This is a genomic window from Gardnerella piotii, from assembly GCF_003397585.1.
Lineage (GTDB): Bacteria > Actinomycetota > Actinomycetes > Actinomycetales > Bifidobacteriaceae > Bifidobacterium > Bifidobacterium piotii.
This window is the reverse complement of record NZ_QJUV01000001.1, coordinates 738,221-760,406: the sequence shown is the minus strand read 5'-3', so window position 1 is coordinate 760,406 and position 22,186 is coordinate 738,221. Positions and strand designations below refer to the sequence as shown.

Genomic DNA, 22,186 nt, shown 5'->3' with positions numbered 1-22,186 from the left:
TTGTTTTACTGTATTAAATTTCATCGCCAAGTTTTGCCTTCTTTAAGCAAAGACGCAAGCTTTGGCCTAGAATCAAGCAAATCATCCAACTCTCGCGCAATGCGAATCGGAGCAGTAGGATCCACAAGAGCCGCCGCCCCAACTTCTACAGCATTAGCGCCAGCATACAAGTATTCCAAAGCTTTCTCTCCAGAATCAATGCCACCAATGCCAATGATTGGAATATCTGGCATAGCTTGACGAACTCGCCACACAAATCCAAGTCCAATCGGAAAGATTGCAGGACCAGAAACACCACCCGTACGATTCGCAATAATAGGCTCGCCTGTGCGAATGTCAATTCGCAATCCAACTAAAGTATTAATCATGCTAAGAGCATCCGCTCCAGCATCAACAGCAGCTTTGCAAATCGAAACAATATCTGTAACGTTTGGCGTCATTTTTACAATCATCGGCTTATTCGTCATTGCGCGAAGACGCTTAATTAAGCGATGCAATGCAACTGGGTCTGTTCCAACGCTCATTCCACCATGAGTTACGTTTGGGCAGCTAACATTAATTTCGAGCATGTCTGCAGAAGAATCCGCAAGCTTTTCAACAACTTGCGCATAATCGTCGTCACTGTGACCAGCAACGTTAGTAATCACAAGCGCTCCAAGCTTTTTTAACTTTGGAAGCTCGTCTACTAAATAGTGGTCGACTCCAGGATTTTGCAAACCAACAGCATTCACCATTCCAGAAGGCGATTCTGCAGTGCGCGGAGAAGGATTACCCTCCCACGGAACTGGGGAAACACCTTTTGTACAAATTGCTCCAAGCTGGCTCACATCGTAAAAGTGCGCGCAAGCTGCAAGTTGGAACGTGCCAGACGCTGTTCCAACCATGTTTTTCCACTCAACGCCAGCAACTTTAGTTGAGTGCTTCCAAACGTGGCTAGTGTCAAAACCAAGATTTTGCGCATTATTTTGCGCATTTTCTAAAGCTTTATTCATTTCGTTACTCATATCTTTTTGCTCCCAGCCTTTATTGTTTCCAGTATTTGTTCTCAGCCTTTTATTTACTCCCAGCCTAATCTTTCAGAGTCAAACACTGGCCCTTCGTTACAAACTTTAAGTCTGCCTTCTAATGTGTCTACAACGCAAGCAACACAAGTGCCATATCCGCATCCCATTCTTGCTTCTAGGCTTAGTTGGCATTTAACGTTACGCTCATGCGCCCAATGAGCTACAGCTTTCATCATTGGCATAGGTCCGCAAGAAAGAATAACAATAGGCAAATCGCCATTAAAATCAAAATGATTTTCTTGCTCTAGCTCATTAAGCAAAGTAATAACAGTCCCTTGCGCGTTGCTAATGCTATAAACATTATCAACGTATTCCTTCATAAATGAGTCAGCAAAATGATTATCTCTGTATCCAAGAACGGCCGTAACCTTGCAATCCTTATTTTTTGCAATCGCTTGCGCAGCACAAATCAAAGGAGGAACGCCCAATCCTCCGCTTACAAGAACATAGTGAGCTGGCCTAGAAATATCAAAACCCAAGCCTAATGGCCCTAAAGCGTCTACAGTGTCTCCTGCTTTAAGCTGCGCAAACTCGGCAGTACCCTTACCAATCACAGCAAAAATAAGAGTAAAAGTATCTCCATCAACGCTTGCAACACCAAATGGCCTAGGAAGCATAGTTGTAGAATCTGGAGAATATAAGTTAACAAATTGCGCAGGAGTGGCCGTTTTAGCAATAGCATCATCGCGCAAAACTAAGCGATACACACCCTCGTCAAGCTTTTGATTATCAAGAACTTCTATTGGGCGCCTTCCTAAAAGACGGCTATATTTTGGCTTACTAGAATCTGCACCCGAATAGTCTAAAGAGCTTTCACGAATAGTAAATATAAAGCTTCTAGAAGATTTTCTAGTTTGAATAAACATGCCATCACTCATGTATTTGCCCTATCTTGTGTAGTGTGTAACTTTATTTGTTTAGCTTTATTTATTTATGTATTTTCGCTTGTAATTTGTAACTTGTTAGTTATAGATTATATTCACATTTATTTAGCTATATTCACTTATAAATCGCCTGCCTTAAATCATCTCGCATATTAATAGCAGCGCATGCAGAAGAATGTGCAACAATATCTAGAATGTCATCTAAAGAGATTGAAGATTCGTGCTTTTTATAAGATTCACTGTTTTTCCAAGCGCCAATAATTCCGCGCGAAGAGTTTACTATTGCGCCACTGCCGTCTTTATCAAACATTCCAGCAACATCTTTAGCTGTTCCACCTTGCGCTCCATAACCTGGAACAAGGAAGAAAGTATGCGGCATAAGTTCACGCAACCGCTTGCCTTCTTGCGGATGCGTTGCTCCAACAACCGCTCCAACTCTAGAATATCCGTGATTCCCAATGTTTGATTCGCCCCAATTTTCAATCAAACTTGCCATATGCTCGTAAACTGGCCTGCCATCTTCAACAACAAGCTCTTGCAACTCTTTGCTAGAAGGATTAGACGTGCGCAAAAGCACAAAAATGCTCTTATTGCGCGAAATTGCTTCGTTTACAAAAGGCTTAACACCATCCGATCCCATATACGGGTTTACAGTAAGCGAATCCTCGTGCCAAACATCCTTTGCGCTAGAGTTTTTAAGAAGATTAAGCAAAGACTCGTAAAAGTCGTAAGATTCATCGTTAAAATACGAATCAAGATTAGCAAATCCTCGCAAATGCGCAGCATATTGAGCTGCTGTAGAGCCAATATCTCCTCGTTTTGCGTCTCCAATAACAACTAAGCCTTTGGATTTAGCATAATCGCAAGTCATTGTGTAAGTGTCGATTCCAGCAGGACCAAGCGCCTCATACATTGCAATCTGTGGTTTAACAGCTGGAACAATATCACAAATCGCATCAATAATTGCTCGATTAAACTCAAAATAAGCAGCACCAAGTAAAGTTTGCAAAGCTTCTTCGCTTTCTACTTCTTGCAAAACTTCATTTGCTAAGCCGCTTAAAATTTGCGCAGGCAAAATACCAGGCTTTGGGTCTAATCCAACAACAGTAGGATTTTGCTTTGATGCAATCGCTTCTACTAACTCGTCCATTTTTCTCCCATTTTTACTATTTTTTACGACTTACTAACGCGACTTACTCATATGACTTACTCATACGATTTATTAAATACGCGACTACATTCTAGAAAACGCAATTTGCGATCCAATAATAGTTGCCACTGGCCTGCCCTTTAATTGCCAACCGTCAAATGGCGTATTTCTAGCTTTTGAATGGAACAAGCTTGAATCCACACTCCACTTTTCGTTCATATTAATCAACACTAAATCAACGTTTTCTGGGTGCTCCGTGTTGCTTAATCGCAATGTACGCCGAAGCGCGCACTTGGAAGACACGTTTAGCAAAGCAGAAACATCCGTAGGCCTGCGGCTCATTAGTTGCATTGGATTAACAGACATTAGCTCAATTAAGTGCTTATCGTCCGTGTATCCTGCATCCACAAGCACTTTTCTACAAACCGCGTACGCGCATTCTAAGCCAATAATGCCATTAGGCGCGCTCGCAAAGTCGCCAGCCTTATCTGCATCTGTATGCGGAGCATGGTCAGTCGCAATCATGTCTATAGTTCCATCTGCGATTGCACCAAGAGTGGCCTGTCTATCTGCTTTAGACCTAAGAGGCGGATTCATTTTTGCGTTAACGCCATACTTAAGCACATCTTCATCGCAAAGAGCAAGATAATGCGGAGCTGTTTCGCAAGTAATAGGCAAGCCTTCCTTCTTAGCTTTGCGAATCGCTTCAAAAGCAGCTGCAGTACTCACATGCTGGAAGTGCACGTGAACTCCACTAACTCGCGCAGCATCAATGTCTCGCTTAACAATCGCAAGCTCCGTAGAAGCAGGAATTCCGCCAACGCCTAAAATCTTAGCTACTGGGCCTTCGTTTACTGAGCCAGAATTGTGATGCTCACAATGTTCAAGAAGAGGCAATCCTGTTTCTTTAGCGATTTTTAGAACGTCTTGCAAAATCGAATCTGTAACTGCAGCACCATCGTCACTGATTGCAACTACAGGATGCTTCTTCATTGGAGACGTTTTTTGACTATCTTCGATTCCAGGAACATACTTTTTCCACAAATTAACGTTGCTAGGATCAACGCCACTTCTTCCGCCCGATGCGCACACGCTTAAATCGTAGCGAACTGGCAATTTTACGCCATATATGCAACCGTATCTTTGCAAGTAGTCAATCACATTTTCCACGTCAAAAGGAGCATCATTCCAAGGCTCGCCGTCCACCGCTGGAATCGTGTTTGGCATAATCAAAACTTGCGTATATCCGCCTGCAGCCGCAGCATTGCCGCCAGTCATCATCGTTTCTTTATCTGTTTGACCAGGATCTCTAAAATGTACGTGTGGATCTGCAAAACCAGGAGCAACAATCCAATCACTTGCATCAATTTCTCCGCATATTCTGGCATTTGGCTCAATTAAAGCATCTTGCCGCACACCTTCTACGATTAAATCAATGCGCTCGCTAGTATCCCAAACTGCAATATTTTGCAAAGTTAAGGTTCGAGAGTTATTCATATTGCTCCTAGTTTGCTCAAGGTTTTAAGTTATTTAGATTATTTTAGATTACTTTATATTTCAATTGCGTTAATCGCGATTATTTTTACGTTTTGACTGCATTCAATCTGCATTCAATCTACTTATGCTTCTTCATCGCAATACAAGCATCTATACACATTTGCGTCAGAATCATCCTTATAGAACTTTTTAACTAACGACAATTCACTATTTGTTATGCAACGAATATTAGGACATTTAAGATCTTTAGGAGCGTTTTTATCTTCTTTATGAACACGAGGATTAGCCAGCGAAATTCCATTAGCATCGTAAGCTTGCGATTCGTCTTTAGGCACATTCACAAAATCTGTTGGTTCATAGCCCAAAAGCTCATCTCCAAGAACTGAGCTTTCAAGAGCCATTCGCATAAGCATACCGTTTTTAACTTGCTCAAAGTATGCTGCACGAGGGTCTGCGTCAACATCAACCGCAATCTCGTTAATCCTAGGAAGTGGGTGAAGAACAGCCGTATTAGGCTTCGCTTTTTGCAATTTTTCTTCCGTCAAAATGTAAGTATCTCTAAGTCGCAAGTATTGATCCCTGTCTGTAAAACGCTCTTCTTGCACACGAGTCATATAAAGAACGTCTAAACTTCCAATAACTTCCATCAAATCGCGAGTTTCTTCGTAAGAGCACGATTCGGTTGCGTTTATACGATCAATAACGTATTGCGGAGTTTTAAGCTCATCTGGACTAATCAACACAAAATGAACATTTCCAAAGCGGCATAAAGTTTCAATAAGCGAGTGAACTGTGCGGCCGTACGTTAAGTCTCCGCAAAGCCCAACTGTTAAATTATTCAGTCTGCCAAATCGTGCAAGAATCGTTGCTAAATCTGCAAGAGTTTGAGTAGGATGCATGTGGCCGCCGTCTCCTGCATTAATTACTGGCGTACTAACAGCTTGCGTTGCTACAAAAGCGGCGCCTTCCTTAGGATGACGCATTGCTACAACATCTACATAGTTTGACACCACTTTTAACGTGTCGCTAACTGTTTCGCCTTTACTAGCGCTAGAAAGTTGAGCGCCTGCAAAGCCAATCACCTTGCCACCTAAGCGAAGCATTGCTGTTTCAAAGCTTAATCGCGTGCGCGTACTCGGCTCATAAAAAAGAGTGGCCAACACTCTGCCATCGCAAGTGTGGGCCACTTCTTTTCTGTGCGAATCAATGTATCGCGCTTTATCTAAAAGCATTCGTATTTGCGCCGTGGAAATATCGTCTAAAGTAACAACGCTTTTGCCTGCTAACGATTGAGCAATTGCGCAACGAGAAAAAACTTGATTTGAAGAATCATAAAATGCGTTCGTCATAATAGAACCGCTTACCTTTCGCTAGTTGGCAAACGACCGCGACCACACGCGACCTCCACGATTTTACTGATTATCATTGACGAATATGCGATTCGGAGTGGCGTATATTTGTTACCACAAAATACAACAATTAAATGCAAAAATTGAACAAAAAATTAGTAAATCAAATTAAAAATCAATCTGACTTAATACTGATTTCTGATTACGCCTAGAATAAGTAACTTCCTCGCATCTTGAGTAACAAGAATATCAAAAGAACTCATTACAAGCCCTTTTCTAACTCAGCAAAAACATCTTTATATGGTCGAGCTAAACCAGAAGCTGACTGCTTATAACTATGCATAAGTTTTGCAGCACAATCAGTAGAGAATAATTCATCATTTTCTTCTAAATTTTCACTACTAGCTGTTTGCTTTATATGTGAAGAAACATCAGCATAAAAAACTAAAGACTTAGCTCTTTCTTTTACATCATTGCTTATCATTGAATTTTTCATTAAAAATCACCTCCCATCCCGCAATTATACTTAAAGAACAGAATGCAACAATAAATGCGAGACTATGAATATGACTAGATTGCGACTGTAAACTTAGCGACAGTAGAAGAGACGAGACATTACTTCACGGCATTGACGCATAACAGCCATTAAATCGTTTTCAAAAACGCGACCTTGGTTTGGATCGTAGCCAAGATAAGTGGCGATTCCACCCAAAGAATAAGAGTCTGTTGGAATAACATCCGCGCGCTCAAGGGAGCCAGACCACAAGAAGTTCGCATTTCGCACTGCAGAACACATATGCCAGCAGCGTTCCAGCACATTTGCATCTTCATCTTCAATCAAATGCAATTCTTTAAGCGCTTTCAACGCTTGCATTGTGCCAACCACTCGCAAAGACTCGTATTTTCCAGCGTATTGCAATTGCAAAAGCTGAACAGTCCACTCAACATCGCTTAAACCTCCGCGACCAAGCTTCAAATGCCTATCTCTACTAACACCTCTTGGCAAGCGTTCTGCTTCCATACGCGCTTTAAGCTTACGAATTTCCGCTAATTGCGATTCACTAAGAGGCTCTGACGAATAGCGCAAGTCGTTTACTACTCCGCTTAGCAAAGCATCCGCTAAATCTTTAGAACCTGCAGCAAAGCGCGCGCGCAAAAGTGCTTGATTTTCCCATGTACTAGCCCACTTTTGGTAGTAGTGCTCGCACGATTCTAGCGAACGCACAAGCGGGCCATCTTTGCCTTCTGGTCGCAAATCTAAATCGACCATGATTTTTGGCTCTAAAGTAAGAGGACCTTGTAAAATACTTCGCAATATGTCTACAGTAGTTTGAGCAAAACGGTGAGCAAGATTAGCTCCAGAATCATCGCTAGAATCACAACCGCAACTATCTTGTGTAGGCTTATAAACAACCATAATATCTGCATCCGAGCAGAAGTTAACTTCCCTACCGCCGTAACGTCCCAAAGCAATAATTGCAATCGAAGCTTTGCTTTTATCTAGGCACATTTTGCGAGACGCATCTTTCATAGCCCATTGCAAAGCAGCCTCAAGCACAGCATCAAATACGTCACTCATAGCTTGCATAGAAGCATCATCGTCAATAAGCCCACACATCCAAGCAAGAGCTACTCGCTCAATTTCTTGCCTTCTTAAAGCGCGCAAAAATTGTGCAAAATCCGCAATACTGCTTGAATATCTTGCCACCATTGCGCGCGTTTGCATATCTAAGCTTTCTCTGTCTCTTGGCGCAAGCACCGAGTCGTCTCCAAGCCAAGTTATTGACTGTATAGACTTCATCATTGCATCGCCTAAATAGCGCGAATCAGACAAAACGTGGCAAAGCCGTTGAGCTGCGCTAGGAGAATCACGCAAAAATCCTAAGTACGTGTTTTTTCCGCCAAAGCGTTCGGAAAGTCGCCTAAAAGCAAGCAAACCCATGTCGGGATTTTGACCTTCTCCAAGCCATTTCAACACTGCTGGAAGCAAAATTCTATGAATTTTAGCAGCACGCGAAAGCCCCTCGCTTAGAGCTTCAACATGCATTTGTGCAGCTCTAGCATCCGCAAATCCGATTGACGCAAAGCGAGCACGCGCAGCCTCAGCAGACAGCACAATAGGATCTGCATCCGTTTGCGCGTTAATCGGAAGCATTGGACGGTAATAAATATCTTTATGCAAGTGTCTAATTTCTCGTCGCGCTTTGTCGAATCGCGCAACAAGCTCTTCTGGCTTAAGTCTAACAGCTCTAGCAAGACGCCTAATTTGCTCGTTACTGTTAAGATCTTCTACACTAATACTTCTTGCGCGATCTAACCCACCATTTCCTTGCGCACCTAAGTCTGGGAATAAATGTGTACGTTGCATATTCCACATTTGCTGGCGATGCTCGAGCACGCGCTCAAAACGGTAGTGTTCTGCCAAAGTTGCAGCTTGCGATCTAGAAACGTAACCTCCAGCAGATAGTGCATTAAGCGCGCCTAGTGTATCTCTAACTCGCAAAGACGTGTCTTCACTTCCGTGCACAAGTTGCAACATTTGCACAGTAAACTCAACATCGCGCAATCCGCCGCACCCAAGCTTCATATCTAAATCTCTATGAGACGCAGGAATCAAAGACTCTACTCGCTGTCGCATATGTTGGCAATCTGCAACAAAATGCTCACGACCAGACGCTTTCCAAACAAGCGAATCTGCCATTTGTCTATAATCTTTACCAAGCTGCGCATCTCCTGCAGCTGGCCTCGACTTTAGTAATGCTTGAAACTCCCAGCTACTTGCCCACTTTTCGTAGTATTCTCTATGCGATTCCAAGCGCCTAACAAGCGGACCATCTTTGCCTTCTGGCCTTAGCGCGGTATCAATTTGCCACAATGGCGGCTCCGCACATCCCACAACAACCGATTGGCAAACTTTTTGTAAAACAAGCGCAATAGAAGAGCCAACTCGCAAAGCTTCATCTTGTTTAACGCCATTAGTTGGTTCTACTACGTATATTAAGTCAATGTCGGAAACGTAGTTTATTTCTTGCGCTCCCAATTTTCCCATTGCGATTATTGCAAACTTGCAACAGCAAGATCCAGAAACTTGCCCGCGCGCAATCGCAAGTGCCGCCTCTAAAGCCGCATCTGCAGCGTCCGAAAGTTTACGACTTATGTCTGGTTGTAATTCTACAGGGTCTGCGCTCGCCAAATCGTATGCCATAATCGCAGCAATATGCTGGCGATATCTCGCTCTAAGCGCACAAACAGCTTGCGCAAAAGGCATAGAGCTTATTGGAACAGTACACGAATCGCAATTCTTGTTGTCATCTTTTTCTTCATTTACTACTGTTGCGCTGTACGATTGAACAGCTTCTAGTAAATCCAAAACACGCTCTTCTAAAGTCATATGCAGCAAATGATTTGGGTCACTTGCAGCAGCGTTTATTAAATCTTCGCGTGTTCGCATTAGCATTGCAAACGCTTTAGAAGCTCCAAGAACTTGCATTAAAGACGAAAGCGGACTTGTTATTAGTGAATTATTCGAGTTCTCGGCAATATTTTCAACAACTTTTTGACGCGATTTGTATATGTCGTTAAACGCTAAAATTGCGTAATCTGGATCTTCTACTCTATTTATGCTTTCTAAGATTTTGAGCACATTAATTGAATTATTCTCACAATTTTTGCAAATATCTTCTATAGTTTTACGAGCAGATTCTGGGCGCGCAAACCCTGCCTTAACTAGGCTTCTATACGATAAGTTGCTTTCTTGAGCAAAACCTAAGTTGCTTTTTGAACCATTTTGCAAATTAGCTTTTGATTCCACGTTCAAAATCGCGCTAAAGCCATTGCTTAGATCTCCAGCATTACTTGTTTGATTGCTCATAACGCCACTGTACATTGTGGTGTCGTACAACAATATTTTGCACGGCACCACAAGTACGATTTGCGCAATCTACACGATTTTAGTAAAAAGTGGCTTAACGTTTGACCAAATGCTTCTAGTAACGCCAGGACGATTCATTGTGTACAAGTGTATTCCGTCTACACCTTCCGCAACTAAATCGTTAATCTGTTGAGACGCAAATATGCTTCCAGCGTCTTGCAAAACTTCTGGGTTACTTCCCCATCGCTCAATCATTGCTAAAACTGGCTCACTCATTTTAGAAGAGCACATTTTTGTCATTCGCTTAACTTGATTTGCGTTTACAACTGGCATAACTCCAGCTTCAATCGGAACGTTAATGCCAGCTTTTCTAGCTAAATCCCTAAAATGCAAAAAGTCATCGTTATTGTAAAAAAGTTGCGAAATCAAGTAAGTTACTCCAGCATCCACTTTTCGCTTTAGATTATCGATGTCTTCTTGCAAAGTAGCAGCTTCTGGATGTTTTTCTGGGTAGCATGCACCCAAAATAGGCAAATCTGGTCGCTTTGAGCGAATATACGATACTAAATCGCTTGCGTGATTAAACACTCCAGCAGCATTCTGACTTTCAATAACGTCTCCGCGCAAAGCTAAAACACCACTAACGCCTGCCTTATCAAACATGTCTAAAGCTTCGTCAACATCGTCATAATCCAAGTATCTTGCTGTTAAGTGCGCAACAGTCTTGATACCATACTCCGATCGAATAGTGTTGGCGATTCTAGCAGTAGCAGTTCGATCCGAAGATTTTCCTGTTCCGTAAGTTACAGATATAAAATCTGGATCTAAACCCCTTAAGCCGTCTAAAGTGTCGTAAATCGTGCCTATTGGAGATGTTCTTTTAGGCGGAAACACCTCTAAAGAGAACTTTGGTTTGTACGTCATTTTAGACCGCCACCCAATTCGCTTCTAACTTTTTTAGCTGCCGAAACAAGATTTTGCAAGCTAACCCACGTTTCTGCATTGCCGCGAGTTTTTAAGCCACAATCTGGGTTAATCCAAAGTTTGCTTGCTGGCATTTTGTGCAAAATCTCGTGAATCCTGTTAACAATTTCTTCTTCGCCAGGAACGCGAGGAGAGTGAATGTCGTAAACGCCAGGGCCCGCTTCTGTTTCAAAGTTCGCGTTATGAATAGCGTCCAAAACAACAAGATCTCCGCGCGAAGCTTCAAACGATATAACGTCCGCGTCCATTGCATCAATGTCTCGAATAATGTCGTTAAACTCCGAGTAGCACATATGCGTGTGGATTTGCGTAGTGGCATCTACAGCAGAGTGCACAAGACGGAAAGCTGCAATCGCCCAATCCAAATACTTCTTATGCCAATCCGAACGCCTAAGCGGAAGCTTTTCACGCAAAGCTGCCTCATCGATTTGAATTACGCGAATTCCAGCACGCTCCAAGTCCAAAACTTCGTCTCTAATAGCAAGAGCAAGCTGCTGAGTTTGCTCTTCATGCGTAATATCTTCGCGAGGCCAAGACCAGTTAAGAATCGTAACAGGCCCCGTTAGCATGCCTTTCATGACATGGTTTGTGCGGCTTTGAGCATACGCACTCCACTCTACTGTGATTGGCTGCGCCCTAGAAACATCGCTCCAAACGATTGGAGGCTTTACGCATCGAGTTCCATAAGACTGCACCCAAGCGTTTTTTGTAAACTTAAATCCGTGCAAATGCTGGCCAAAGTATTCAACCATGTCGTTTCGCTCAAATTCGCCATGCACAAGAACGTCTAAGCCAATGCGCTCCTGGTGTTCTATGCACTCGTCTATTTGCTTGCCAATAAACGCGTTGTATTCTTCCTTGCTAATTTCGCCTTTTCTAAAAAGCGCTCGAATCGATCTTATTTCTTTTGTTTGAGGGAAAGATCCGATAGTTGTTGTAGGCAAATCAGGCAATCCTAATGCTTCTTTTTGTAATTTTTGACGCTCCGCGCGAGATGGCTTTCGCTCAAAATCTTCTGGCTTAAGGCTTGCGATTCGCGCTTTAACGTTTTCGTCTACTTTTACTCTAGACCCGTCAAATAATGCCTGATTTTGCGCTAATTCCTCGCTATTTTTAAGCTCATCATCATTCAAAACGCAAAGCTTAGCAATTTCGCTTACTTCCTTCAACTTTTCTACAGCAAACGCAAAATGCTTTAATACATCTTCGCCAAGCTCTTCTCCATCCGTGCTAAATGGAACATGCAAAAGCGAGCATGCAGTAGAAACAGCTATGCGATTAGTAACGTTTTTTTGCAAAGCATCTAGCAAGCCAAGACTTTGTGCGTAGTCATTTTTCCAAATATTTCTGCCATTTACAACTCCTGCAAAAATAGTTGTTTTCTCGTTTACTCCATATTTTTGCAAAGCTTCAAGGTTTTCTTCTTTGCCTTCTACAAAATCTAAGCCAATTGCATCGAAAGCTAAATCGTTTAGCGTTTGGTACGAGTCTAAAACATTGCCAAAATACGTGTTAAGCAAAATCTTAACGTTTTCAGCATTCTCTGTGCTTTCAAGTCTGCTTTGAAGAATCGGCTCATATAAATCGCTAAAGATCTTTAAATCGCCATCTTCTTTATCTAAGCACAAGTATGGTTCGTCGAATTGCAACCATTTTGCTCCGAGACTTGCAAATCGCTTTACAATACTGCAATACGCGTTTGCTAATGCTTCAATCGTCTCTTTGTTTGCTTCTAATTCTTGAGCTTGTGGCGTGCGAGCAAGCTTTAAGAATGTGTATGGGCCAATCAGCACTGGCTTTGTTTCAATTCCTAGAGCGTTCGCTTCATTAAACTCGTCGAATGGTTTTGTGCCATCTAAATGCAAATTTTGCGGATTTTCTACTTCTGGAACAATGTAGTGGTAGTTGGTTGTAAACCACTTCTTCATTGGAAGCGCTGTTACGTCTCCTCTATCCCCTTGATATCCGCGCGCGATTGCAAAAAGCGTATCTTCTGCATTTTCAAACTCTAGATTCTTGTACCGTTCTGGCACTGCACCAAGCAGGATTGCTGTGTCTAGCATTTGATCATAGTAGCTAAAATCGTTGCTTGGTATGAGTTCTATTCCAGATTCTGCTTGAATTTTCCAATGCTTTTTGCGCAAATCTTTTGCAACTTGTCTTACTTCTTCTAGAGTTGCGTCTTTTTTCCAATAGCGTTCAATAACTTTCTTAAGCTCGCGATTTGCGCCGATTCGTGGGAATCCCTGTACAGATGTAAGAACAGTATGCATATATCCTCCAAATAATTAACAACCTGATTCAGCCTAGCAAACATTTGGCCAAATGAGGTCATTACCTATTTGGGGGTGTCGTTATAACTTAAACTTATATGCATATTTGTGCAAATATTTATGCAGATATTTGTACAGATATTTATGTAGATTTATGCAAATTTTATAAGGATTTTATGCAAATTTATGCGTATTTTACTACTCAAAATCCTTTGGACTTATAATGCCTAAAGCTTTTGCTCCGCGAAGTCCGCAAGTTGCAAAAGGAGTTTCGGAAACTAGCACAACAATCGAAGCGTTAGAAAGCCCAAGTCTCATTGTTCCTAAAACGTCTGGGTCAGAATCTGGGGAGGAAAGCCATTGCGCAGCCATCGACATTGTTGGCTCATGGCCTATAATCATTGTTATTCTAGAATCGCTCTTAATCGCGCAAAGCTCATCCATTACAGATTGCATTCCGCCATCATATAAGCTTTTTCTTGATGCAACTATTGGCGAATCTCCAAACTTTTTAAGCATTTTGTGCATTGTTTGCTCTGTGCGATTTGCGCTTGAACAAACAATATAATCTGGAACAAGCTTTAAAGATTTCAAGCCTTTTGCCATGATTTTTGCTTGTTTTATGCCTTTATCGCTAAGGTCTCTTCCCCAATCGTCTCCCATTGTTGGCGGCACCGCTTTTGCGTGGCGCATTAGTAGCAGCACATATTTTGCATGCTTTACTTTTTTAAGAATTTTTTTGATTGACGCCGCCATTTTAATCTCCTACTTCTAAAATTAAGCCTTATTAGGCTCTGGATTTGAGTTAGGCAATTGTGCGATTTGTAAATCTAAATCTCTAAGAACTTTTCTAAGTTTTCTATCGGATATATCTCTAAGAGACAAGTCTTCTAGCTGTTCTGCGCGCTCTTCGGGAGTTAAATCATCAATATCGCTAACAGTATCTTTTGTAGCACGATCGCGCTTTTTTAACGCATTAAAGCCTTGTGCCATTGCGCGCGAAATAACCAAAAAACCAGTATGACCTATCATTGCGTGATCTGGTCTAACTGCTAAATCTTGAGCTTTCCAAGTTCTTTCTAACGTTTCTTGAATCTCTGGCTCCGTCCAAACTCCCGAAGCTCGCAAACTTTGTGCCATTCTAGACATTTGCGTTGTGGTTGTTACGTACGCAACTAATACGCCACCTGGAGCAATAACTCTATAAGCTTGTTCAAGCCTGTTCCAAGGGTCAAGCATATCTAGCATAATGCGATCAAAATAACCTTCTGGAAGGGACTTTGCTACTGTGTCAAAATCCCCAGTTAAAAGATTCCACCATTTTGGTTTTTCGCCATAGTAAATCGTTGCATTTAGTTGCGCGATTCTAGCAAAATCAGGTCTAAGTTCTATTGTTGTAAGCTCGCCACTTTCGCCAACAGCGTCTAAAAGGCTTAAGCTCATTGCTCCAGAGCCTGCTCCCGACTCTAAAACGCGCATTCCAGAGCGAATATCTCCTAAAGAAATCACTTGCGCAATATCTTTTGGATACATGATTTGAGCGCCTCTTGGCATAGATAAAACGTAATCTGCCAATCGCGGACGCATAACTACATAATCCCATCCGCCTATTGCACGTGCTGCCATCCATGGTTTGTTTGATTCTTTAGATGCGTCAAGTTGCTTATTACTACGCTCAAAATCACGTTTTGTGCTAACTGTTGTTACTACAACGCCTTGAGTTTTGCCAATAACATCGTCGTGCAAAATAATGCCGTGTTCGGTTTGTGTAACTCCGCCTTTAACAAGCTGTGCTGTGATTCGCTTGCCTTTTCTATCGGTGAATTGGATTTTTTCACCAACTTGCAAAACTCCTCTACGCGCATAGCTTTCGTACACAAAACACCTCGCTTATTTTTATAACAACTCTAACTATTATAAGCTAACGGTTGTAAGTGGCATTGCTGAATCGATTGCAAAATCTGGAGCAGATGGACGAACGACTGCTTCTACCAAATTCACGCCCAGCATTGCCACCATTGCTCCGTTATCTGTGCAAAGCTTCAATTCTGGCAAACGAACTTCGATTCCATGCTCTTTGCCTTGCTCTAAAAGATGCTCTCTAAGTTGCGAGTTTGCGGAGAATCCGCCACCAATCAACAAAGTTTTTGAACCGTATTGCTCGCAACCCATCATAGCTTTGCGAGAAAGAACATCTGCAACAGAGTTTGCTAAAGATGCGCAAACGTCGTCTACTGGTATTTCTAATCCTTGTGCTTGGCGAGCTTCTACCCAACGCGCAACAGCTGTTTTTACTCCCGAAAAACTAAAGTCGTAAGGATGCTCTTTGCCAGAACGACCTTGCGTAAGTCCTTGCGGAACTTTCAAAGTATTTGGATTTCCAAGGCGCCCATGCCTATCAATATGCGGACCTCCTGGATAAGGGAATCCAAGCAATCTAGCTACTTTATCAAAGCACTCGCCAGCTGCATCGTCTAATGTTGTTCCAACAACATCTATACTGCGCGCAATATCGTTCACGTGAAGAAGTGAAGTGTGTCCGCCAGAAACAATTAAAGCAAGAACGTCTTTAGGCACATCGCCAAATTGCAATTGCGTTACCGCAATGTGTCCAATAACGTGGTTTATTCCATAAATCGGCTTTTTTGCTGCACTTGCTAGTGCTTTAGCTCCCGAAACTCCAACAGCTAAGCATCCTGCTAATCCAGGTCCTGCGCTTACTGCTATAGCATCAATATCGCTTAAATCCATATTTGCATCTGCTAACGCTTTTGATACAACTGGCACAAATGCTTCTGCATGCGCGCGTGATGCGATTTCTGGTATAACACCGCCATATCGCGCGTGTTCTTGCATTGAGGATGCTACAACGTTAGAAACTAATGTTCTTCCTTTAACGATTGCGGCTGCTGTTTCGTCGCAAGTTGATTCAATGCCTAAAACTATTGGCTCGCTTGTTTTATTCATTGTTTCACTCATTGTTATCCTCACTTTTAGCACTGTTATAAGCTTCGCTAGATTCTTTTAAGTTTTTTGAGTTTTCTAAATTTTCTAAGTCGTCTAAGTTGTCTAAGTCTTCAAAGTCTTCTATTTGCGCACACATTGTATATGCGTCTATTCCTTCTGGCATGTAGTATCTTTTTCGTAATCCCATTTCTGTAAAACCGAATTTTTCATACAGTTTTAATGCTGGATTATTGTTTACTTTAACTTCTAAAAGCATTCGTTTTGCGCCGATTGATTTTGCATTTTCAATCATAGTTTTTAGAAGATTGCTTGCAATTCCTCGCTTTTGATACTCTTTTGCAACGCCTATTGTCATTATTTGAGCGTCGTCACCATCAAACCAAAATCCTGCATACCCAGCTACCGTATTTGTGTTTAGATCAACATCTGCATAATACGCGCGCATCGGTGCTTGTAACTCTTGCAAAATCATGTTCTTGTTCCAGCATCCTGGTCCAAACAAGTCTGCTTCGATTTTTGCAATTTGAGAAACTATTGCTTCATATTTTGCACAATCAATTTTCTCTATTGCACAACTTTGACTATTTGATACACAAGCTGGATATTTTGAGCGAGTTATGTCTACAATCATATGCGTACTTCGCTTGAATCCTATTTTTCTGCCACTTTTGTAGCAGCGCCAGATCCCAAAACGTGCTTCAATGGGTTTGGAACAGATACGTCTGGTCTTCTTAAATAAAGTGGTTCAATAACGTCTTTTTGACTTGCGCACATCTTAAATATTTCTAATCCTTTTACGCCTAAATCAAGAGCACTCGCCTCGGTAATTAAGCATATATTCTCGATTTTATTCCAATCTTCAGCGTATTTTTTAGCGCCATGACCCGCAACGCAAACGCAATAATCGCAAATATTATTTGATTCAAAATATTGATTTACTCTATCAACAATATTTGCAGGATAATCAATATCCATTTCTATTACTTCGCAACCACTATCGTCATATAAACTCATATAAACTTGGCGTCTTCTAGCGTCATTTAGCGAAAGAACATACGTGTGTTTAGCTGCGCAAGATTCATTATTTTCAACTATTTCACTATTAGAGATAACGCCATTTTTAAGCGATTCTTCAAAAGCTCCAGAACGAATCATTAAGCTTTGAGGCAGCAAACTGTTGCATCCTAGAATCTTTGCGTTATTCGCAAAAGCAATCGCCTTAGCCGCAACTAGTCCAGCTCGTAAACCTGTAAAAGGAGCAGGACCTACTCCAACTACAATCTCGTCTATTTGATTAAGCTCTAGTCCAGCATTTTTTACTGCAAGATCAATGTTTACTTGCAATCTTTCAACATGAGTGCGAGAATCCGTTTCCACTATTGGATTATGCCCCACAACTCCAACTGTTGAACCGTACGACGTGTCTATAATCAGCGTATTGCTCATTTTCATTCCTTAAATTGACTAACCAATTTAGCTTACTCTTAATCAAGAATTTTTAAGCGATCGCACCAATCTCCTCCGACTGGAACAAGCGTTACAACACGATTTCCTTCGCTTGTAAACTCATTTGACTTTTCTTTATTAATTGGCCTATCAATATGAACTTCAAGACGAACATTTGCAAGAACGCCTGCCATTTGCTCTCCCCATTCCATAAGCACAACAGTTCCGTCTCCTGGCTCTTCCAAAGCTTCGTCTAATCCAAGCGATTCAAGCTCATCTAAAAGCCTAGAAACAGTGTCTTGCCCTGGAGCGTAATCTTTTCCACCAAGCCTGTATGCATCTACGTGAATAAGATTTGCTGCTTTTCCGTTAGAAAACGTGCCTTTAAGCTCTCTAGCAATAGTAAAAGTTGGCGAAACTATTGGCTCTTTTATTCCCAATCCTTTGCCAAATCCTTTAGCAAACGTTGTTTTTCCAGCACCAAGAGGACCAGAAAGCAAAATAACGTCTGTTTCATGCACTATTTTTGCAATTGACTCTCCAAGATCTTGCATACACGAATCACTTGGAATTACAAGCTTTTTAATATTATGATTTTCCAAAATCGCACACTTTCGACTTAATTTAATTTAACGACCACGCAAAGCAATCATGCTAATGCATTTTTCTAAAGCGTAATCAGCATCACTCGCTCCACCTTTGCATTGCTCATCTGCCCACGCTAAACACATAAAACACTTACGAATCCCATTCTCACTCCATCCGCCTAAATCTCTCATAGCCATTTTTAACGCCCACGGATTCACTTTTGCTTGCGCGTTAGAAATTTCTCCGTTTTTAACTGCTATAGCTTTTGCAATTATGCGCATTTTTACAGACAAAGCTCCAATCAACGCTATAGGGTCAACGCCTTGTAAAATCGCTCTTCTTGACGCAAGAATAGCTTGACCCGCGTTTCCTTGTGCAGCTTTATCTGCTACAAAAAATCCAGTTACTTGCGGATCAGATATTAAGTATTGGTCAACTATTTTTAGCGTGATTGGGTTATCTTCAAAATCAAAACAAAGTTGAGAACAAAGAGATGCTAACTGGTCTGTTTTCCCACCTAAAACCTCTACGATTCGCGCAGCGGCTGCAGGCTCTACTTTGCGATTTTGTCTTTCAAAAAGACTTAGCACAAAATTCAATCTTGCATCGTCTTTTTTAAGATCTGGAACAGTTATTTTGTTTGCTCCAGCTTTTTCTAGCTTTGTAACTATTGACTTTCCTTTAACGCCACCTTCATGTCGTGCAATAACCCAGCAATCGTTTTCATTAGATTTTGCATTAGTTTTTGATTTAGATTTACTAGCACAAAACTCTATTATCGCTTCAACTAAATCTTCATTAGCTTGTTCCAGATTATTAATAACAACAATTGTTCCGCTAGAAAAAAGTGATGGACCTGTAGCAGTTATAAAAGCATATTTATCTGCAATCAAAGCGTCTAAATTTACAACATCTGCATCTGGGCAGGAGTCTAATATGCGCGTTTTTAAGTCGCGAGCGTTCAAATCGTTCAAATACGCATCTCCACCAACTACAATCGTAAGTGGCGCAAAGTTTTTTAACGTTTGCATACGTACCCCTTAATGCTAATGTTTTACAAGTTAGCTAATCAAATCTACCATTAATTCGATTATTTTTAGCTATTTAACACATCTAATAATTGTACAAACTATACAAAACTTAAGATGATTTACTATAAATTGACTATAAAAATTGCTCAAAATCATCACTTGCACAAAAATCATTCAAAAAGTTCAACCGAATCATCTACAAGATGCTTAAAGCGATTTGACTTTGCTTGAGCGTAAATCTTAAACGCATTATAAAACTCTTTATTTTTAAGATACTTATTAATAAAAAATACACACAAAAATACGCTAAATTCAACAAACCACGCAAGCCACGCACCTAATGGCCCAGAAACCCATGGAATAACTCCGATTTGTAAATCTCCAAGATTCCAAGCACAATTTGCCATAATGTTTGTTCCAATAGAAGAAATATTAGCGAAAAATAGCGCAATCGAGTAATTCCAGCACGAGCAAACAAGCGACAAAAGCCCAAAAATCGTTGCAAAATCAACAAAAGGAGCAACAATCAAGTTCGCTATAATAGATATAAAAGAAACTTGAGGTTGCATTAATATTTGCACAGGAAGTGTAAAACATTGAGCACACAATGTAATACTTAATGCGCTTGCAATACTAGACGGTATATATCTTAAAAAGATTCTTCTTAAAGGCATTCCACAAACAATTATTCCAAAAGTAGCGCAAACAGAAAGCGCAAACGCATAATCCCACGCAAACTTAGGGCAAACAAATAAAACACCTATAACAGTTAAGCTTAATGCGCTAGCCGATTGATACGCTCTAGAAAGTAAAAATGCGATTGAACAAATAATGCCCATTATAAGTGCGCGTAAAACCGAAGCAGATGGGTAAACAATAAGTGCTAAAGAAATATTTCCCAGTATTTCAAAAAGCGCACACAGCCATTTTGGAGCAAGAAAATATAAGCAAACTTTACGAATCATTGCTGCCATAAGCAAAAAGTGGCCTCCAGAAACTGCCATTAAGTGCATTATTCCCGAGATCTTAAATCTTTGCTTCATTGTATTCGCATAAGAGCTGTCAATTTGACTACTTTTGCCTTCATCTTCATTGTTTAAATGCTCTTGACCTAAAAGCCCTACAGTAAGTCCAGGAACAAGCATTTGACCCTGCTCACTCAAATTGCCTGTAATTTTGTAAAATTCTTTATAAAGACTGTTTAGAGCACTTGTTAAAAACCCAGATTTTTCAATCACTTTTAAGGAATTGACTTGATTTTTGCTAGATTTATCTTCATTACTAAACTTATATTTATCTTTTTTACTAGCTTTAGGAATTTGAATTTCTACATTATTTGCTCCAAATTTTGAGATACCAATCTTTGCAAAACTGCTAATCGTATAGCCATAATTAATTGCTTTACAATCTGGATTAAAAGCGTAGAGTTTTGCGCTTGCAAAACTCACATGTTTTTGCACAACATGATTTTTATCTTCTGTTTCAACACTTTTAACACTTACATTAGCTACACAATCTCCTCTAAAAGAAGGAGATGTTCTTAAAGGAGACGTTATTTTCATAGCCACTTTAACGCTTTTAGAATCGAGCCTTTTATTACCATCATAGCTTTGAGTGCTTCTAGCACTTTCGCTTTTAATAACAGAAAAAACAGGATCTAGCTCTTCTAAGCATTGCGTAATCGAACAAATCATAAATGAAGCTAAAAATGCGCACATAATCGCATAAAAAGTTTGCTTGTATTTGATTATTCCTAAGCGCCTCAAAAATTTAGATTTAAGCACACCATTAAAAAATGATCCATTGAAAAATGATCCATTAGAGAATGAAACATAAAAGCACAGAATAGCAAACGCAAAAGTGGCAAATATTGTATACGCTAAAACTTGATTACTTTTGCATATAAATCTTGCATACAAGCATCCAAACCACATTGCAAAAGCAATTGGAACAAGTCTAAAATCCTTGTTTCCATTTTCAAAATTCCAATAAAATTCTTCCATTTTACGCCTTAAAGAACAAAGTTATAAAATAAACCTATAGATAAGCGATTCTTAACCAACACAAATCATCGATTTAATCTTTGCAAAAGTTTTCGGACCAATTCCATTGACTTGCATCAAATCTTCAACACGATTAAAAACGCGAACTTTTTTACGCATGTCTAATATTCTTTGAGCCATTTTTGGCCCTATGCCTTTTATCGCTTGCAATTCTTCCGATCCAGCACTGTTTATATTTATGCATTCACTTTTATTTTGAATATTTTTGCTTCTATTTTGACTATATTCACTCTTATTTTTTTCAATCAAATCTTGATTTTTGCTAACACTTTCAACGCTTTCTTCATCTTTTTTTAACTCACTTTTATGATTAGTGCTCACTTTTGATTTATTATTTGATTCGCCTTTTATTCCGTCTTTTGATTTATCATTTGATTCGTCTTTACCATCATTTTTACCGTCGCCTTTAGCATCTGACTTATTGTAAAAATCAACTTGCTTATTAGAATGATCTTTTGATTTTGCGCTAGCGTTATATGCATAAACCTTGCTATAAGTTGCATATTGACTTATTAACATTGTTAAACTACAAGATAAACAAACAACTAGAATCAGCATTATTGCTAAAATATGAGCAGGCTTTATAGCCAATCTAACATGATTCTTCACTCTTGCTTCGTTGCGCTTATTAAAATCATCAACTTTTAATGAAGAACTATTAGCATTAGTAGCAAGGTCTTTCAAAGCGAGCGCACGTTCTTTAGTTTCGCTATCTAAAACGCAAGTTTTATAGTCTAAAATATTCAAATCATCTTTTGTATGCTGTAAATCTTTAGCTTCTCTATAAGAATCACTAATATCGCTGATTTCTTCACTAACATAATTGTTCAAGCCACTAATCGCATCAAGCCTTTCCAAAACATTACGACTCGTTTTATGCACCTTTAATCACCTCCTTTTGTTATTCATAACCATTCATAAAAAAAGATGCTTACCTCCACTATTAAATGAAGATAAGCATCTTTCAAGTAAAATTAACCAATGTGGTTAAAGGCTATTTTGCCTAGAAAACATTGAGT

Annotated in this window: 18 protein-coding genes; all 18 read right to left on the bottom strand. The window is 40.3% G+C overall.

Features of this window, described 5'->3' with window-relative positions; all coding sequences use genetic code 11:
* Positions 1-20: 20 nt before the first annotated feature.
* Positions 21-1,004, bottom strand: a complete 984-nt coding sequence (locus D0T20_RS03430) for a dihydroorotate dehydrogenase (protein WP_116438399.1) — start codon at positions 1,002-1,004, stop codon at positions 21-23.
* A 53-nt stretch (positions 1,005-1,057) separates the two neighbouring features.
* Positions 1,058-1,942 carry a dihydroorotate dehydrogenase electron transfer subunit gene (locus tag D0T20_RS03425; protein ID WP_116438398.1) on the bottom strand — a complete coding sequence of 295 codons (885 nt, stop codon included), beginning with the start codon at positions 1,940-1,942 and terminating at the stop codon, positions 1,058-1,060.
* Positions 1,943-2,063: 121 nt separating this feature from the next.
* Positions 2,064-3,098, bottom strand: coding sequence for an orotidine-5'-phosphate decarboxylase (gene pyrF, locus D0T20_RS03420; protein WP_116438397.1), 1,035 nt, complete (start codon positions 3,096-3,098; stop codon positions 2,064-2,066).
* 84 nt (positions 3,099-3,182) lie between these two features.
* Positions 3,183-4,595, bottom strand: a complete 1,413-nt coding sequence (locus D0T20_RS03415; RefSeq protein ID WP_016784975.1) for a dihydroorotase — start codon at positions 4,593-4,595, stop codon at positions 3,183-3,185.
* Positions 4,596-4,717: 122 nt separating this feature from the next.
* A complete protein-coding gene (pyrB, locus tag D0T20_RS03410; RefSeq protein WP_016805028.1) occupies positions 4,718-5,944 on the bottom strand; it encodes an aspartate carbamoyltransferase in 1,227 nt (408 codons plus the stop codon).
* A 262-nt stretch (positions 5,945-6,206) separates the two neighbouring features.
* Positions 6,207-6,440: a hypothetical protein gene (locus D0T20_RS03405; protein ID WP_116438396.1), complete on the bottom strand. Its 234-nt coding sequence runs from the start codon at positions 6,438-6,440 to the stop codon at positions 6,207-6,209.
* A gap of 93 nt (positions 6,441-6,533) precedes the next feature.
* Entirely contained in the window at positions 6,534-9,830 is a 3,297-nt protein-coding gene (locus tag D0T20_RS03400) for a bifunctional [glutamine synthetase] adenylyltransferase/[glutamine synthetase]-adenylyl-L-tyrosine phosphorylase (protein WP_116438395.1), read from the bottom strand.
* A 54-nt stretch (positions 9,831-9,884) separates the two neighbouring features.
* Positions 9,885-10,739, bottom strand: a complete 855-nt coding sequence (metF, locus tag D0T20_RS03395; protein ID WP_004133041.1) for a methylenetetrahydrofolate reductase [NAD(P)H] — start codon at positions 10,737-10,739, stop codon at positions 9,885-9,887.
* On the bottom strand, positions 10,736-13,072 hold the full coding sequence (metE, locus tag D0T20_RS03390) for a 5-methyltetrahydropteroyltriglutamate--homocysteine S-methyltransferase (protein ID WP_116438394.1): 2,337 nt from the start codon (positions 13,070-13,072) through the stop codon (positions 10,736-10,738). Before metE ends, metF begins: the two co-directional genes overlap by 4 nt.
* 198 nt (positions 13,073-13,270) lie before the next feature.
* Positions 13,271-13,828 (bottom strand): SixA phosphatase family protein, encoded by a 558-nt coding sequence (locus D0T20_RS03385; RefSeq protein WP_116438393.1) that lies wholly within the window; start codon positions 13,826-13,828, stop codon positions 13,271-13,273.
* Between the two features lie 21 nt (positions 13,829-13,849).
* Positions 13,850-14,950 carry a tRNA (adenine-N1)-methyltransferase gene (locus tag D0T20_RS03380; protein ID WP_116438392.1) on the bottom strand — a complete coding sequence of 367 codons (1,101 nt, stop codon included), beginning with the start codon at positions 14,948-14,950 and terminating at the stop codon, positions 13,850-13,852.
* Positions 14,951-14,986: 36 nt separating this feature from the next.
* Positions 14,987-16,051 (bottom strand): tRNA (adenosine(37)-N6)-threonylcarbamoyltransferase complex transferase subunit TsaD, encoded by a 1,065-nt coding sequence (gene tsaD, locus D0T20_RS03375; protein WP_116438391.1) that lies wholly within the window; start codon positions 16,049-16,051, stop codon positions 14,987-14,989.
* Positions 16,044-16,670 (bottom strand): ribosomal protein S18-alanine N-acetyltransferase, encoded by a 627-nt coding sequence (gene rimI / locus D0T20_RS03370; protein ID WP_116438390.1) that lies wholly within the window; start codon positions 16,668-16,670, stop codon positions 16,044-16,046. Before rimI ends, tsaD begins: the two co-directional genes overlap by 8 nt.
* 20 nt (positions 16,671-16,690) lie before the next feature.
* Positions 16,691-17,485, bottom strand: a complete 795-nt coding sequence (gene tsaB / locus D0T20_RS03365) for a tRNA (adenosine(37)-N6)-threonylcarbamoyltransferase complex dimerization subunit type 1 TsaB (protein WP_116438389.1) — start codon at positions 17,483-17,485, stop codon at positions 16,691-16,693.
* Between the two features lie 38 nt (positions 17,486-17,523).
* Positions 17,524-18,087, bottom strand: coding sequence for a tRNA (adenosine(37)-N6)-threonylcarbamoyltransferase complex ATPase subunit type 1 TsaE (tsaE, locus tag D0T20_RS03360; RefSeq protein ID WP_032817043.1), 564 nt, complete (start codon positions 18,085-18,087; stop codon positions 17,524-17,526).
* 27 nt (positions 18,088-18,114) lie between these two features.
* Positions 18,115-19,104: a DNA polymerase III subunit delta gene (gene holA / locus D0T20_RS03355; protein ID WP_116438388.1), complete on the bottom strand. Its 990-nt coding sequence runs from the start codon at positions 19,102-19,104 to the stop codon at positions 18,115-18,117.
* Between the two features lie 170 nt (positions 19,105-19,274).
* The gene (locus D0T20_RS03350) at positions 19,275-21,107 is read right to left on the bottom strand and encodes a ComEC/Rec2 family competence protein (protein WP_116438387.1); all 1,833 of its coding nucleotides are present in this window, start codon (positions 21,105-21,107) and stop codon (positions 19,275-19,277) included.
* Between the two features lie 51 nt (positions 21,108-21,158).
* Entirely contained in the window at positions 21,159-22,049 is an 891-nt protein-coding gene (locus tag D0T20_RS03345) for a ComEA family DNA-binding protein (RefSeq protein ID WP_016829571.1), read from the bottom strand.
* Between the last annotated feature and the right edge of the window lie 137 nt (positions 22,050-22,186).